Source organism: Prochlorococcus sp. MIT2302 (assembly GCF_059772385.1).
Map to the genome: position 1 here is coordinate 526,077 of NZ_CM186285.1, position 12,489 is coordinate 538,565.

Sequence of the window (12,489 nt, forward strand, 5' to 3'; positions counted from 1 at the left end):
GAATAAACAAAACCATAATGATAATTTTTTACTAAAGAAGAATATTTTTGAACTCTAATAGGTAGTCAATGCCTCTTTCTCAACTCCTAATTGATTAATCATATAAAGTGTAATCTTTGGAACATTAAAAATACAAATAATGTTTAAGATTTTTTTTTGAAATACTTTAGTAATAAACACCATAAATAATTTTTCTTGTCGTGGTTGTGATGACAACAGGAAGAGTCCTTATCGTTCTCAGACTTACTGGTGGGTTGTCGTAAGCGAAGAAACTCTACAAATAAATTTTTAGCATTTCTTCAATCTAATAACATCACTCTCGAGCACGACAGTGATTCTTTGTGGCAAAGATTGTAAACATTGATAATCTTTACACGTGCATTAGATACAAAAATAAAAGGATCCAAGGTATTTAAATTGTCGATTGAATTGAAAAAGATTGATTCCCACCATACATAAAATCTAATTATGCTAGGTAGCATTTTGCTAAGGCCTAGAAATTTTGTGGATAGTCTTAGCAGATTTTTTTAATATTTTTTGTGCCTCTTTTCTTGAAATACAAGCTTCTGCTTTAGCTTGAAGTTTTAAAAGCTTGGCATGGTGCTTTTCTAAATTCATGCAACACCAGGAATAATTTGCCCAGTTACTAAATAGCTGCTTGTCATAAAAACAAAAGCTAACATTGAGGCTCTTCCAAGAAGAGTCATGGTCATATAAGAAAAACAGCGTGCAGTTTAACAACCAAGCTCTTTACCCGAGGGATGAATGCTCGAAAGTTTTCCAACTTTGTATATTTTGAACCCTAACCTTAAAAAAAGTTATCTAGTTTATCGAAATAGCCAATTCAGAAAGTATCAATAGCAGAGTAAAATGTTTTTCTAGTATTACAAGAAATAATATTTAATATTGCAAAAAATACAGTGTCAAAAAAACCGATGTATAAATATTAACTGATTATCAGTTAAATACAATCTAAATATTCTTTTAAATTCAAAAGAATATTTAGAACTGTTTTTTAGGTGAATATTTAGCCATAATCACCTATTCATTGAAATTAGTTGAGCCAAATGAAGTCTTTTTTCGTGTTCCCTTTTTTTAGCCAAGTGACTGTTTAACTGAGAGGAGCTGGAGCTGCTTTTAGAAGCAAGATTCAATTCGGATTGATGTATCGCTTTTCTTTTTGACTTTTGCTTGAGTAATCGAATATTTAATTCTGTAGGACTTGAGTGACTTGGCCTGGAAGACAAAAACAACTCAGCATTGTGGAGTGAGTTTTTCCTACAGATGTTTTTTCTGATTAAAGGAAGGTGATTCATCACGTTTCTCAGCAGAGGCAACCCCGTTCCCTGTTGCCCAAACATGCATTCCCCTGAGGAAATCGAACGTACTAAAAGTGTAGCGGTTGATACCATTTTTGCGAATGAAGAAAATTACTTAATTATAAAAATTAATAATCAAACTACTTATCATCCATTAATTACTTTTTCATAAAGCAAAGACAAGTAACAAAGAGATTCTTCGCTGATTGATCTCTTTGTCTCATGAATAAAGACAGGTTAGAAAAACTGTCCTAGACGAATCTAATTATGTGAGGATTCTATAGAGCGAACCTAGAGCTATAAAGCAAAAAAGAATTTACGCAATTAAAAAGAGGAGGAATCTTCTTAGATTTGAAAGTTAGGACTTTACGTTAATGAATGATCCAACCTGTTATTTAGTAATCAATCCCTGCAGAAAATAAACCTATCATCGCGCTGCGAATATTTGTATACTCTTTATTTGAATAGTAAAAAGTAGCTAGTTTCTCTAGAAAAGAAAGTTACAAACAAATTAAGAACTTCAAACTTTCAATTGCATCTATTTACATGAGGTTGTAGATATTTCTGTAGATGAAGGTTGTTACCAAAGAGGTTTATGTAAGAGAGTGTTGTGGTGAAAACATTAAATGTATTTATTTAAGTAGTGCTATGTAATGAAATTGGTAAGGCAATGTTGTAGCAACACTAAATACAATCAAAAACATACTGGCTTTAGTCAATCGTTTCATGACCAGATTTTAATTAATACTATTAATCAACATAATTGCCATAAATAAAAACCGTGATATTCCAAATAATGATTGTATAAATTGGTTTTTATTTAACCAGAAAAACCTTGTGCAATGCCGCCTACTAATCCATTCAATAAAACCAAAACAAACCAAACGCCGCCTAGAGCTTCTATTTTTCTTATATTTGCGTTTCTATTGTCCTCCGGACTATCCTGAGTCATGTAAAAAACCGGAACACCTACCACTAACAGCAACGATGAGAACAAAAGTGCATTAGCAAGTATGCCTGCGATAATAAACATTTTTGGATAATCTAAAGGTCATTTCTGAAGCCGAAGTATCTCTAACTATTAGCACGAAGGGCGAACTATCTACAACAGGCTTAAAGGAAAAAAATTTCAACTAAATTATTACATAAATTTTCAACGAATCTACTGGTCAGCATTAATGGGTATTTATATCTAAAAAGTTGTTGTCCTATGAACTATTCGGGAACATTCCTAAACTTTGGATAGGCGTAAAATTAATTTTGGTTTGTGTAAGCTAGAAAAAGGTTTAAATTCAAACTAAATAAACTGCACTTTGCCGTTAAGATAATTCTATGTAAGACTAATAAGTGAAAAAACTAGAGGAATATTCAATATAATTTTGATGCCTGACTAGAAAGTAGTAACGACCGATCTTGGTAGTAGAAAACATATATAATTTAAGTTCACAATATTGTTTAATCAAAAACGTCGAGCCAAAATAGATATATCCTTCAGAATCACTGTAATGAATTAGACTCTAATTGAAGCAGTATTCGTTGGTTATTTCTTCTGTCCTATGAGAGCAGTTTACCTTGTTTCTAATAGTCAGACATAAGAAATAAAGCCAAACCAAAGAGAAGAAAAACTGGAAAGTATCAAGGATTCTCTTATAAGGTTGGAAAGAATTATCAATCTCAAGTAAAAGTACTAGATAAGGTTAAGCAAGAGCTCCAAGAAGAGATCAAAGCTTTAACTCCAGCGAAAAGAGAAAAGTAACTGAAAAATGAATTCATAGATCTATTATTTAAATTCCCTTACAGGGATAGGTTTGATATTGTTTTCGACTGACGGCTTTTGATTCGTTTGTTTCCAGTTTATCGAATTACTAGCCAAGAAGAAAACTCCAATAGCAGCGATAAAAGGGAATAGATTTTTAAAATGCTTCATTGTTGCTGTTGGTGTAGCTGTTGAATTTTTCATAAAAAGTATCAGACTTTTTATGAAAAATTTGAGGCTTATGGAATCCGTCCATGAGCCTGAAGCTCTTCCGTAAATCCAAAACCTAGTGGACTGATAAGACGGTCAGGAAAGAGTACACCATTCAAGTGATCATTTTCATGCTGAGCGACTCGTGCTTGGAAATCTTGCAACTCTTCTGAGTGGAAAGCACCTTCTCGATCTTGCCATTTTATCTGAATACGTTTCCAACGCTTCACCTGACCGCGCAAACCAGGCACACTAAGGCAACCCTCCCAACCAGTGATTAAATCATTTCCAATTGATTTAATGACAGGATTGATAAGTACACGCTCTGGCAAAGGATCTGCATCGGGGTATCGAGGGTTATGTCCCATGCCAATCACGAAAATCCTCCAGGGTTCATTGATCTGCGGTGACGCTAGACCTGCTCCAGAACAATACAATTTTGTATCGAACAGATCGTCTATTATCTGCTGTAGACGTTGGCTGCCGAACCAGGCATCAGGGACTTCTGCCGCGCATGTGCGCAATGCTGGATCCCCAATTCTAAGAACATTCCGAATACCCATATACCAATCACAATGTTATTAATAGCTTACATCGACCCAAAGCAGGAGAATGGCATTGGTTTCGAAAATGACTGACCTAACAGAAGACCCACAATTTATTTGAATATTTCTGAGACCTTGAAAAAGGTGATTTCATAAAGAACCAGTCTAAGAGAAGTATCCAGATTGGTAGATTCAAAGCTCAGTTGACAGTCAATCTATCTTGGGGTATTGCCCGCAATTTTTATGCATAAAATTACTGATTCAACAACTACCAGTCTTGGATCCAAATACAACAAAAAGAAAATATCCAAAAGCAAGGATAAAAGTTCTTGATGACAATTTTAATTCGTTTGAACATTTAGCAAATTGTCTTGTGATAATTAACCCAGAAATGAGTGAGAGAAGATCACGGGAACTTGCTGTCGAAGTAGATAGGGAAGGTGCTGCGGAAGTTTGGAGCCCCCCCTTGAACAGGCAGAGCTATATCATCATCAGTTGGTTAGCAAAGGATTAACAATTGTACCAATTGAAAAAACATAAAATTTCTCATCCATATAGAAATTCTCAAAAAAACAATGAAAAACTTCTTTTCTTTTGCTCTTTGTCTTCTTTTGTTTATTTGCCCTCTTGCCGCTGAAGCAGATAATGTCGAACCAATTCCTCAAGAGGAAATAATTGAAACACCCTCACCTGATTCAATGTCGAATGAGGCAATTAGATATTTACAAGTTGAGGACATGTATCAAGGCACTCTTAGTTGGCAAGGCAACCAAGCATCTACCAAATTTAATTACGATATGAAAAAGGAAAAAGAATAGATGGCAATATTCGCAGTTATAGTTCTCTTTGGATTTGTCATTTCTTGGTACTTACGAAGCTGGGAAGTTTTCACTCGGATTCTTGGCTATGGGGTAATTCTTGCCGCAATTCCTTTAGGACTGAAATTTGCTTCGGTGGCAGGTTTAAACCCAATAACAGTTTTCTTTATTTACCTGACTGTCTTTTGGATTGTTTATTTCTTTATTTACAGAATGAACCGTTAAATATCCAAAACTCTTTAGGGTGAGTTAATTAGTAATTTATTTTTGAATGCCTAGTCCTTTTTTTGCAGTACCACTCAATATGGGAACAGGTACTTGGATTGTGACGATTGTTGCTGGTTCAAGTTTTATCGTGATGTTTGGTATTGCCTCTGCCTTTGGCGACTTCCAAGGCTTGATTAATACAACATTAGAAAACGATTCAAATTCTAGAGAAAGCAGGAAGAGACAATAGCCAATTGAACCAAGAAATAATACAAAAGCACTCAGGTTAGGAACTGTTCCACTAATTTTTTGAGCTATTGCAAATAGAATCATTTTTATTGATGTGGAGGTGCTTTTTCTCCTTGTCTAACTTTTGCTTTTCTGATTTGATCGAAATAAATAATCACCCACAAAAAAATGCTAATCCAATCAAGTTAGAAATAATCCCACCTATTATTTCAAACTCATCAATAACTCCATTTGTATTTTATCGACTACGATTTGTCATACATAGATTTGAGTCTAAAAAAGCAATTTCTTAATCTTGCTCATTTTCTTCTTTATTGAATTTGAACCAACCTTCTTCTCTCATTCCTCTTCATTTTTATTACTGAAACAAAGGACTTCTAAGCTGGATGCATAACTTATCTAGAAATAGCAATTGTTTTTTTATTTGCTTCTCCCACCGATTATTTGGATTAAAACAATTAATAAGAGTTCCTCAATCAGATTGATAGAAAAGCTTTGATTCGAGATTATTTTGATTAGGCGGCGCCTATATGAAGGCTTTAACTTTCAGGCGGTAGCCTTATGCTTAGTAACGAGCGTAAAAATCAAACAAAAGTAAAGCAATTAATTCACCAAGGTCAAACTTGGATTTTTTCTTCGTTACGGTTTGAGAGGAAGTCATTTATTTTTGATCTTTAAATGAAGTCTTTTCTTTCACCCATTTGCCAAAGAGAAGCACCACCAGAAATGAGCATTATTCCAAACACTATTGCGTGATAGGGAGTGAACAAACAAATAACCAATTTTTATAACCTTAACTAATTTTCCCAAAATCTGTTGTAGCAAAAGTACTTACCGATACAAGAAAACCCTCTTTTTAGAGAGGGTTTTCTAGCCTTAATAGTTACTCAAAACTCCTATTCTAAGATTGAAGAGGATTGGTTATGCCTGGTAAGTAGGAAATGCAAGGCTAACCTTGAGTTTTTGTTTACCAAAAAAAGTGCAGACCATATGAACTTTTAATGATTTAAAGAGCTAAGGGACAGGATTTCGACAACTGTCCCCTTCTCTGACTAGAGCTTGAACGCAACACAGCCTTGAACCCAGTTACTCGCTCTTGCTTATAAAAGTATAAAAGCAAATTCTTTAAAACTGAAGTTCGGTTGAAGTAGGGCTTTCCATCTAATTTCCACTCAATTTCTTTTTGCCTATTTTTTTCTCATAGTTTTCAACCGTTGGAAGGATATTAGTTATCGGCCCTTCAGTCGAAGATTCAAGTCTTTTTTGTACTTCTTGCTCGTAAGTAGAAACTATCTCTCTAACCTCTTCACCATGCACAAATTTAATTTCACCTGTATCAACATTTGCGACTTGAAAAAGCGTGGGAGCTAATGGATCTCTTGCACCTCCAACAAATGATAGAACTTTGCAAATTTCATCTTTACCAACTAAAACAGTGTCTCTGGATTTGACCTGGAGGAATAGTGGATTTTCTTCTATTTCGTGCATCTAACTAGAATTAATAGATAAAGCCAGTCAGTCGAAGTGCTGTAGTTTATTTATACCAAAAAAAGTAGGGGGCTATAGACCCCCTTGAAAATCGACTGTCAACCGAGATATAAATCTACCAATCGGGATCCTCCCCTTGAATTGGTTCCTCGTAGAAATCACCTTTTTTTATAACAGCATAATATTCAATTAAAAATTCTTCCTGGTTGGCTTGGTCTTCAAAGTTAAGCGTCAGTTTCTTTTACTTGCTCAGTTTTTGTTTCTTGTTTTGTTTTTTCTTTTGAATAAGAGCAACCACCATCACCCCAACCCCATGAAAGGGATGGACTTCCAATAACTGAAAGAGCAAAAACTAATGAAATAACCTTTTTCACTTTGAATTTGTAAGTAGATTCAATATCCTAAGTGAATTTTTCATTAGCCGTTAAATCCAGTCAAATCAAACTGAACCATCATTAATGAGTTACTCCGCCATCAATAATGGTGATATTCGTATCTGTTGAATTTGCCCAACGTAATTTGCTTAGTTCTTGATATTCCGAACTATTGAAAGCATCAATTGCAGCTTGCTTTGAGGAAAACTCAATAATAACTCCCAATTTTCCACCCTTTCCCTCAACAGTTTCAGCTTCCATATCTTTGGCATAAACAAAACCACCTACTGATTCAACCCAAGGTTGAAAGGCTTCAACATATTCAGCAAAAGCTGGATTCGTTACTGTTGTAGTAACAAGCCAAAGACCCTTAGCCATCAAAAAACAAACACAATTCCAATGAGTTTCACATACACCAACTACTTTGTATATAAATATTAGAGAACCCTTTAACTTCCCCTATTCCATCTAACTTTTGGGTTCAGCTTTGATCTCAACACCAGCTGCACACGAGGTACTTTTACACTCAAGTGAGTGTAAAAATAAGGTACAAGAAACCTAGTACTCCATGGACAAATGGAAACCCACTCAAGAACAACAGTCGGGCCCAATCACCAGAACATTCGATTTCTTCACTGATGAGCTAAACGACCTTCAAGAAGAATTGAATTGTCCTGACGATTTTATTTATAACTTCTTAGAGATAGTCAAGAATCAATGGTCTCCTGATAGTTGTCACTCAAAAGCAAGACAGCACAAAAGGGATAATCCTGATGCCTACTAAAACAGTTCAACCAAGTTGGGTAAAAGATTTTAGAAAAGCAGTTAAAGCTTCTACCCCTAAAGGTTGGCTTGTGATGCCAGGAAGGAAGGAAAGCATGAGGGTGCAAGCTTGGAAGGACAAAAAGATTATTGGTGATGTAACTATTCCTTATGCCTGGAATGAATCGGATTGGCCTGATGCACTTTAAGCATTAGATCAGCCGCAAAAGCTTATGAAAAATCAAATCAAAGATTAGAAATAAAAACTTGCTTCAATATTGCTCATACAGTTTCAAGCGAAACCGAAATCAACTGGAAACAATCAATCGAGGATTACAGAGAATTTAAAAAAGATCTTGTAAAAGATTCAACATGGCGTAGCAAATATGACCCTGTTTTTAAGAACTTACTCAAGGCAACTGGAAAAGGTTCACGCACACCTTTAAATGGTCCGGCACTTTGCAAAGTTGCATTAAAGCAATGGCAAGAAGGAACACCCCAAAGAAGACACATGCGTCTAGCCTAGTTTGGGTTTCTGCGATTCTGTGTTCAGGAGAGGCAGTTCGAGTCCACATGGTTACCGCCAGCAGTAACAGATAAAGATTTAGTCACTACTAAAAAGCGGATAGGTTATCCATTAACTGATTCTCAAATTCTCAGATTGCTTGATTCTTTTCCAGAAGATGAAACAGGAAACAAATGGCGATTTGGTTTTCAGTGCATGGCAGTTTATGGGCTTCGACCAGAGGACCTCCGATACATTCACACACGCAACGCAGGTCAAGAGATGCGGACTAATTACGAAAAGAGTAAAGGTGGCAAGAAAGGAGAAAAAACAGAACCACGTCGGTTATATCCCTTACTTGTTCATAACATTGAAGGCCCAATTAGTTGGCATTTAAAAGAGCAACTTTATCTATGTGAACAAGAAGGTAGAAACCTGCTGCCTAACCTAGGGCAAGCCGGAGAGGCAGGTGATAAATGCAAGCATTATTTAGCGCGCCGCCAAGCATGGGGAGCAATTAAAGAAGAAGTTGCAAGAGAAAAACAGAAATTAACTCCATACTCTTTCAGGCATCGATATGCCTATTACAGACATAACAGACCCAAGGCAGATGGTATTTATAGAGCACCTAAACAAGTTGCTGATGCGATAGGCCACACTCTGGATACGCACCTCCTGAGTTATTCCAGATTCCAAACGAAAGATCTTGCTAGTACCTTTGATGAAACATCACTATTAGTAAAAACCGATGCCTAATACAAAATATGTTCTGCGATATTTGTAAAAAAAATTGCTTAGTTCAATATCGAGTAACCAATACTCAATCCAAAAATTGGCTCTTTACTTTTAAACAGTGTTGGCACAACTTCTCTAAGACAGATGGCTATAGATATGGCTGTACTAGAAAAGCTAATCGCAGAAAGAATAAAAAGTTATAGTCCCCTACCTATTAGCTGACTCCTAAATCTGATTGACTTGATATGCTCAAGCTCTTCGGCCTTGTGAAGTGGCATTTCTCTAGCAGCCTTTACAAGCTCAAATGCATACCTATGGGTGTCCTTTAAATATGAATCCATGGTCGAAGCAAGGAATCGTTCTAGTACATTGGCGAAACGATAACCATTTGTCTATATACAATATAAATTTGAGTATTAGTGCCCAGGGACAAATTCACAAAGTGAGTGCTGCTTTTAGGACGGATAGAGTTTTGACACTCTCTTTGCTTGCCTTTCAAGCTCTCTTCTCTTGAATTTTTGATTTGTCATTCTTGTGAATACAAACCCAGGAATTATCCACACTGATGCAATCAACAAGGTCATCAATACTTGATTTTGTAAGATATTTTCTAATTGAATCATAACTATTTGTTTTTAGTATCTAATAACTCTAGACATTTAGAAATCTGATTGTGAGAATGGTTAGTTCGTATAGTCAATCAGATTTGGAGTAATGAATGAAGTACATTACCAGCCAGAATTTTTAACTGAATATTTTACTGGTATAGAAAAAGGTGATTTCTACGAAGAACCAGTTCAAGGTGAATACCCAGATTGGTAGTAAAACAAAAATAAATTGAAAGCTGCCTAGTAACTTTGCTTACAGCAAGAAGATGACACGATATTTTTATCAGATATTTAGCGAGCTTCTGGGAAATCTTCATAACGCCTCCCTTGTAGGCTTGTTTCAACGGCATGGAAGGTGCATCGCAAGCCATCATCGCCTATTGAACATGCGGTATAAATTCGAGCTATCGCCTCTGCCTACGACAATAAAAAGTGTAGAGAGGGGTCTCTGACAGACATAGCCACCTCCGTAATGATGACTATAAGTTACAACTAAAAATTCTTTTAGTTGATTAATTGATAAAGAGAGGCTAAGTAGCTACAAATTCGAAGTTCCCCACTCGCAAGAAAGATCACATTCGGTCAAATGTGTTTTTTCAAGACGATTCAATATTCTTGCCATATCAATAGAAGATAGACTTCCGTCTTCATTCCATTTAAGAGTTGTTTTACGTTGAGATGGGATTTTTTCGTTATTTTTTCCAGAAGGAAGAAATTTATTAGTTTTGTTTTCGATAAAGTCTAAAAACGATTTTGCACTGTGAAGATTACCTGTATAGGTGCATTGATTCACAGAACAAGCTCTAAAAATTCTTCCAGTCAAGCCCTCTAAGCAAAGAATTGATCCACCCTGAGGTGTTATGTGGAGTGGTTTTTTAAGGGGCATCGCAAATGCTCCATTTCTAGAAGGATGCTTATTTTTGTATCAACGGCTACAGTATATCAATAAGTCTTAATGCTTAAAGATTAGGGCTCTTTACCTTCCTCTCGTCCTAAATCCCTTTTATATTAGTTGATTTGGGCTTATTAATGAATCAATAATTGATCTGCAGACCTTTTAATAGTAAAGGGTCCGTTCAGAGCAATCACACAAAGAAATCAATAAAAAAAGGGAGCTAATTGCTCCCTTATAATTGTCTCTCATCCACTGACCGTATTTACTAAGCAGTTACTTTCTCTTGCTCTTTCTTGGCAGAAGCAAGAGCTTTGATCTCTTCTCGTAGCTCATGCTCACGTTTATCAAGCACCTTGACTCGAGCGTGATAACTCTCTTCCAACCTCTTACGAGAAGTCTCGATATTCTCGAGTTCTTCTTCTCTTTGGTTTCGCTTGATTTCTTCTAACTGACTATCAGAAACAACATAAACTGTTCTAATAGGGGAGAAGAAAGAATCAGCGAATACTGCGTCAAGTAAGGATGAATACATTACGTTTATGTCAAAGAACACATCTACTTTGACTCGACTAATTGGAATTTAAAATGTTGCAAACCGAAGAATTAGATACGGCCTCTACGACTAAGATCGGTTGCTACTACTGATTAGTTTGGTATACCGATAAATGTTCTGCATATCAAGCTGAATGATCATTTAACTGTTCCCGTTTCATATCTTCTACGGCTTTTCTACCTTCTTTAAGTGTTCTAGAGATCCACCAAATAGATATCACTAAAATCAAAACAGCTAATAAAGCGATTGATAATTGAAATGGATTCATTTACCACCATTACATTGGATAATCGCTAAAACTGCAGAATTATATTTCTGACCTAGCTTTTCAATGCAATAAATTTCCGCTGTGGTTTTAATTGCTACTGGCACTTGAGTTAGAGCTAATAGATCAGTGCAAATCCCGTTCCTGGTGCATGAATATTTAATTTAAAACCGCTCATCCATGTTCTTTTAGGCATGAGTGTCAATCATTTACTCCTTTTTTTTATAGCTATGCCTTGGCGATAGTTAATGCTTGTATTAATTTTTACCTTTATCAAAATCAAAGTCATGAAAACAGGATGAATTAACTTAATGATCGTTTTTTAAGTTAAAAATATCCTGCAAAATAAATTCTCAATGGCTTCTAACTTTTATATCGTTCATCACGAATTCAGAGCTGGTACTTCCTCTAAGTGGTGGGAAACTGCTTATGCAGCAATGGCTCCTGGCGGAGGATGGGATGAAGCTGTAGCAGCCAACAAAGAAAAAGGGTTTTACAACCATTCAGCTAATGCTGTTACTGCAAATGGTCCTATCTACTGTATTTGGGAAACAAAAGAAGAAATTTCTATTGAAGAATTCCAGGAATTCATTGACGGTCCTACAGGGCCTGGCTTTGGACTGAGTGCATTAATGAATATCTGCAAGCCAATAGACACATCATTAATGAACGAACAAACTCCATATCCAAGAGTTTTCTCATAAACCTGTCAAAAAAAAAAAAAACATCCGATTGCTATCGTAATCAAATGGGCTGACTTAGGTCAGTCTTTTTTTATGTAATGCCCAATAAAAACAGATCAGCTAGAAAGCTTTTCATCTAATTCCACCCAAAGCAATATTTATCCCTTATTTTTAATTGAGTCTTTGTATCTCCTTCAGTAGCAATACATGTCTTGAAGGTTTTGAGTATTAATGAGGTTTTTCTTTTTGATCTAGTTTTCGAAAGCTGCATTGAGTGCCAGCAGTAGAAGGGAAGTATTTATATTTATCATCTGGGGGCTTCTGGGAATAAATAAGTTATCGGCCATGCATATTGATCTTCGCAATATCCTTCTAATTTTTATCCCTCTTCCAGACTTAGTGATTTCTACAAGGTTCTTAGGCCTTCAATCCATGCAACGATCTTCTATTCCATCTTGACAAGAGGGGTAATAATAGATTCAAGCCTAACAGGTACGGTGACTCCAAATATTAACGG

The 12,489-nt window shown here is 35.8% G+C and carries 19 protein-coding genes and 1 pseudogene; 8 read left to right on the forward strand and 12 right to left on the reverse strand.

Annotated features, from left to right (window positions below):
* Positions 1–1,037: 1,037 nt before the first annotated feature.
* The 4 genes from AC6EI2_RS03200 to def form a co-directional block, all read right to left on the reverse strand.
* Positions 1,038–1,316 carry a hypothetical protein gene (locus AC6EI2_RS03200; protein ID WP_498462970.1) on the reverse strand — a complete coding sequence of 93 codons (279 nt, stop codon included), beginning with the start codon at positions 1,314–1,316 and terminating at the stop codon, positions 1,038–1,040.
* A gap of 823 nt (positions 1,317–2,139) precedes the next feature.
* Positions 2,140–2,352, reverse strand: a complete 213-nt coding sequence (gene psbZ / locus AC6EI2_RS03205) for a photosystem II reaction center protein PsbZ (RefSeq protein WP_498462971.1) — start codon at positions 2,350–2,352, stop codon at positions 2,140–2,142.
* A gap of 747 nt (positions 2,353–3,099) precedes the next feature.
* Positions 3,100–3,279: a hypothetical protein gene (locus AC6EI2_RS03210; RefSeq protein ID WP_498462972.1), complete on the reverse strand. Its 180-nt coding sequence runs from the start codon at positions 3,277–3,279 to the stop codon at positions 3,100–3,102.
* 35 nt (positions 3,280–3,314) lie between these two features.
* The gene (gene def, locus AC6EI2_RS03215; protein ID WP_498462973.1) at positions 3,315–3,848 is read right to left on the reverse strand and encodes a peptide deformylase; all 534 of its coding nucleotides are present in this window, start codon (positions 3,846–3,848) and stop codon (positions 3,315–3,317) included.
* Between the two features lie 225 nt (positions 3,849–4,073).
* Here def and AC6EI2_RS03220 point away from each other — a divergent pair.
* The 3 genes and pseudogenes from AC6EI2_RS03220 (at position 4,074) to AC6EI2_RS03230 (ending at position 4,873) form a co-directional block, all read left to right on the forward strand.
* Positions 4,074–4,370, forward strand: a pseudogene (locus AC6EI2_RS03220) (ATP-dependent Clp protease adaptor ClpS).
* Between the two features lie 35 nt (positions 4,371–4,405).
* Positions 4,406–4,648, forward strand: coding sequence for a hypothetical protein (locus tag AC6EI2_RS03225; RefSeq protein ID WP_498462974.1), 243 nt, complete (start codon positions 4,406–4,408; stop codon positions 4,646–4,648).
* Entirely contained in the window at positions 4,649–4,873 is a 225-nt protein-coding gene (locus AC6EI2_RS03230) for a hypothetical protein (RefSeq protein ID WP_498462975.1), read from the forward strand.
* A gap of 36 nt (positions 4,874–4,909) precedes the next feature.
* Here the strand turns inward: AC6EI2_RS03230 and AC6EI2_RS03235 are convergent, their stop codons facing one another.
* The 4 genes from AC6EI2_RS03235 to AC6EI2_RS03250 form a co-directional block, all read right to left on the reverse strand.
* The gene (locus AC6EI2_RS03235) at positions 4,910–5,188 is read right to left on the reverse strand and encodes a hypothetical protein (RefSeq protein ID WP_498462976.1); all 279 of its coding nucleotides are present in this window, start codon (positions 5,186–5,188) and stop codon (positions 4,910–4,912) included.
* A 1,077-nt stretch (positions 5,189–6,265) separates the two neighbouring features.
* Positions 6,266–6,592, reverse strand: a complete 327-nt coding sequence (locus tag AC6EI2_RS03240) for a DUF3104 domain-containing protein (protein ID WP_498462977.1) — start codon at positions 6,590–6,592, stop codon at positions 6,266–6,268.
* Positions 6,593–6,816: 224 nt separating this feature from the next.
* The gene (locus AC6EI2_RS03245; RefSeq protein WP_498462978.1) at positions 6,817–6,966 is read right to left on the reverse strand and encodes a hypothetical protein; all 150 of its coding nucleotides are present in this window, start codon (positions 6,964–6,966) and stop codon (positions 6,817–6,819) included.
* Positions 6,967–7,047: 81 nt separating this feature from the next.
* Positions 7,048–7,344 (reverse strand): DUF1330 domain-containing protein, encoded by a 297-nt coding sequence (locus AC6EI2_RS03250; protein WP_498462979.1) that lies wholly within the window; start codon positions 7,342–7,344, stop codon positions 7,048–7,050.
* A 190-nt stretch (positions 7,345–7,534) separates the two neighbouring features.
* On the opposite strand from AC6EI2_RS03250, the gene AC6EI2_RS03255 reads away from it, so the two are divergent.
* The 4 genes from AC6EI2_RS03255 to AC6EI2_RS03270 all read left to right on the forward strand — a co-directional run bounded on the left by AC6EI2_RS03255 (position 7,535) and on the right by AC6EI2_RS03270 (position 9,171).
* The gene (locus tag AC6EI2_RS03255; protein WP_498462980.1) at positions 7,535–7,750 is read left to right on the forward strand and encodes a hypothetical protein; all 216 of its coding nucleotides are present in this window, start codon (positions 7,535–7,537) and stop codon (positions 7,748–7,750) included.
* Complete coding sequence (locus AC6EI2_RS03260) at positions 7,740–7,937, forward strand: hypothetical protein (RefSeq protein WP_498462981.1); 198 nt, start codon at positions 7,740–7,742, stop codon at positions 7,935–7,937. Before AC6EI2_RS03255 ends, AC6EI2_RS03260 begins: the two co-directional genes overlap by 11 nt.
* Before the next feature lie 578 nt (positions 7,938–8,515).
* Complete coding sequence (locus tag AC6EI2_RS03265) at positions 8,516–8,989, forward strand: hypothetical protein (protein ID WP_498462982.1); 474 nt, start codon at positions 8,516–8,518, stop codon at positions 8,987–8,989.
* Between the two features lie 8 nt (positions 8,990–8,997).
* Positions 8,998–9,171, forward strand: coding sequence for a DUF8622 domain-containing protein (locus AC6EI2_RS03270; protein ID WP_498462983.1), 174 nt, complete (start codon positions 8,998–9,000; stop codon positions 9,169–9,171).
* Here the strand turns inward: AC6EI2_RS03270 and AC6EI2_RS03275 are convergent.
* The 4 genes from AC6EI2_RS03275 to AC6EI2_RS03290 all read right to left on the reverse strand — a co-directional run bounded on the left by AC6EI2_RS03275 (position 9,166) and on the right by AC6EI2_RS03290 (position 11,292).
* Positions 9,166–9,309 carry a hypothetical protein gene (locus AC6EI2_RS03275; protein ID WP_498462984.1) on the reverse strand — a complete coding sequence of 48 codons (144 nt, stop codon included), beginning with the start codon at positions 9,307–9,309 and terminating at the stop codon, positions 9,166–9,168. The two genes, AC6EI2_RS03270 and AC6EI2_RS03275, sit on opposite strands and share 6 nt — an antisense overlap.
* Before the next feature lie 805 nt (positions 9,310–10,114).
* Positions 10,115–10,462, reverse strand: a complete 348-nt coding sequence (locus AC6EI2_RS03280; protein ID WP_498462985.1) for a DUF8633 family putative protein — start codon at positions 10,460–10,462, stop codon at positions 10,115–10,117.
* Positions 10,463–10,736: 274 nt separating this feature from the next.
* Positions 10,737–11,003: a hypothetical protein gene (locus tag AC6EI2_RS03285; RefSeq protein WP_498462986.1), complete on the reverse strand. Its 267-nt coding sequence runs from the start codon at positions 11,001–11,003 to the stop codon at positions 10,737–10,739.
* 145 nt (positions 11,004–11,148) lie between these two features.
* Entirely contained in the window at positions 11,149–11,292 is a 144-nt protein-coding gene (locus AC6EI2_RS03290; RefSeq protein WP_498462987.1) for a hypothetical protein, read from the reverse strand.
* A gap of 353 nt (positions 11,293–11,645) precedes the next feature.
* Between AC6EI2_RS03290 and AC6EI2_RS03295 the strand changes: the two genes are divergently transcribed.
* Complete coding sequence (locus AC6EI2_RS03295; protein WP_498462988.1) at positions 11,646–11,993, forward strand: hypothetical protein; 348 nt, start codon at positions 11,646–11,648, stop codon at positions 11,991–11,993.
* Positions 11,994–12,489 lie beyond the last annotated feature (496 nt).

Excerpts from the sequence above, each read along its gene's own strand:
- AC6EI2_RS03200 (WP_498462970.1), bottom strand. The coding sequence starts at position 1,316 with ATGAATCACCTTCCTTTAATCAGAAAAAACATCTGTAGGAAAAACTCA.
- psbZ (WP_498462971.1), bottom strand. The coding sequence starts at position 2,352 with ATGTTTATTATCGCAGGCATACTTGCTAATGCACTTTTGTTCTCATCG.
- AC6EI2_RS03210 (WP_498462972.1), bottom strand. The coding sequence starts at position 3,279 with ATGAAAAATTCAACAGCTACACCAACAGCAACAATGAAGCATTTTAAA.
- def (WP_498462973.1), bottom strand. The coding sequence starts at position 3,848 with ATGGGTATTCGGAATGTTCTTAGAATTGGGGATCCAGCATTGCGCACA.
- AC6EI2_RS03225 (WP_498462974.1), top strand. The coding sequence starts at position 4,406 with ATGAAAAACTTCTTTTCTTTTGCTCTTTGTCTTCTTTTGTTTATTTGC.
- AC6EI2_RS03230 (WP_498462975.1), top strand. The coding sequence starts at position 4,649 with ATGGCAATATTCGCAGTTATAGTTCTCTTTGGATTTGTCATTTCTTGG.
- AC6EI2_RS03235 (WP_498462976.1), bottom strand. The coding sequence starts at position 5,188 with ATGATTCTATTTGCAATAGCTCAAAAAATTAGTGGAACAGTTCCTAAC.
- AC6EI2_RS03240 (WP_498462977.1), bottom strand. The coding sequence starts at position 6,592 with ATGCACGAAATAGAAGAAAATCCACTATTCCTCCAGGTCAAATCCAGA.
- AC6EI2_RS03250 (WP_498462979.1), bottom strand. The coding sequence starts at position 7,344 with ATGGCTAAGGGTCTTTGGCTTGTTACTACAACAGTAACGAATCCAGCT.
- AC6EI2_RS03255 (WP_498462980.1), top strand. The coding sequence starts at position 7,535 with ATGGACAAATGGAAACCCACTCAAGAACAACAGTCGGGCCCAATCACC.
- AC6EI2_RS03260 (WP_498462981.1), top strand. The coding sequence starts at position 7,740 with ATGCCTACTAAAACAGTTCAACCAAGTTGGGTAAAAGATTTTAGAAAA.
- AC6EI2_RS03265 (WP_498462982.1), top strand. The coding sequence starts at position 8,516 with ATGCGGACTAATTACGAAAAGAGTAAAGGTGGCAAGAAAGGAGAAAAA.
- AC6EI2_RS03270 (WP_498462983.1), top strand. The coding sequence starts at position 8,998 with ATGTTCTGCGATATTTGTAAAAAAAATTGCTTAGTTCAATATCGAGTA.
- AC6EI2_RS03275 (WP_498462984.1), bottom strand. The coding sequence starts at position 9,309 with ATGGATTCATATTTAAAGGACACCCATAGGTATGCATTTGAGCTTGTA.
- AC6EI2_RS03280 (WP_498462985.1), bottom strand. The coding sequence starts at position 10,462 with ATGCCCCTTAAAAAACCACTCCACATAACACCTCAGGGTGGATCAATT.
- AC6EI2_RS03285 (WP_498462986.1), bottom strand. The coding sequence starts at position 11,003 with ATGTATTCATCCTTACTTGACGCAGTATTCGCTGATTCTTTCTTCTCC.
- AC6EI2_RS03290 (WP_498462987.1), bottom strand. The coding sequence starts at position 11,292 with ATGAATCCATTTCAATTATCAATCGCTTTATTAGCTGTTTTGATTTTA.
- AC6EI2_RS03295 (WP_498462988.1), top strand. The coding sequence starts at position 11,646 with ATGGCTTCTAACTTTTATATCGTTCATCACGAATTCAGAGCTGGTACT.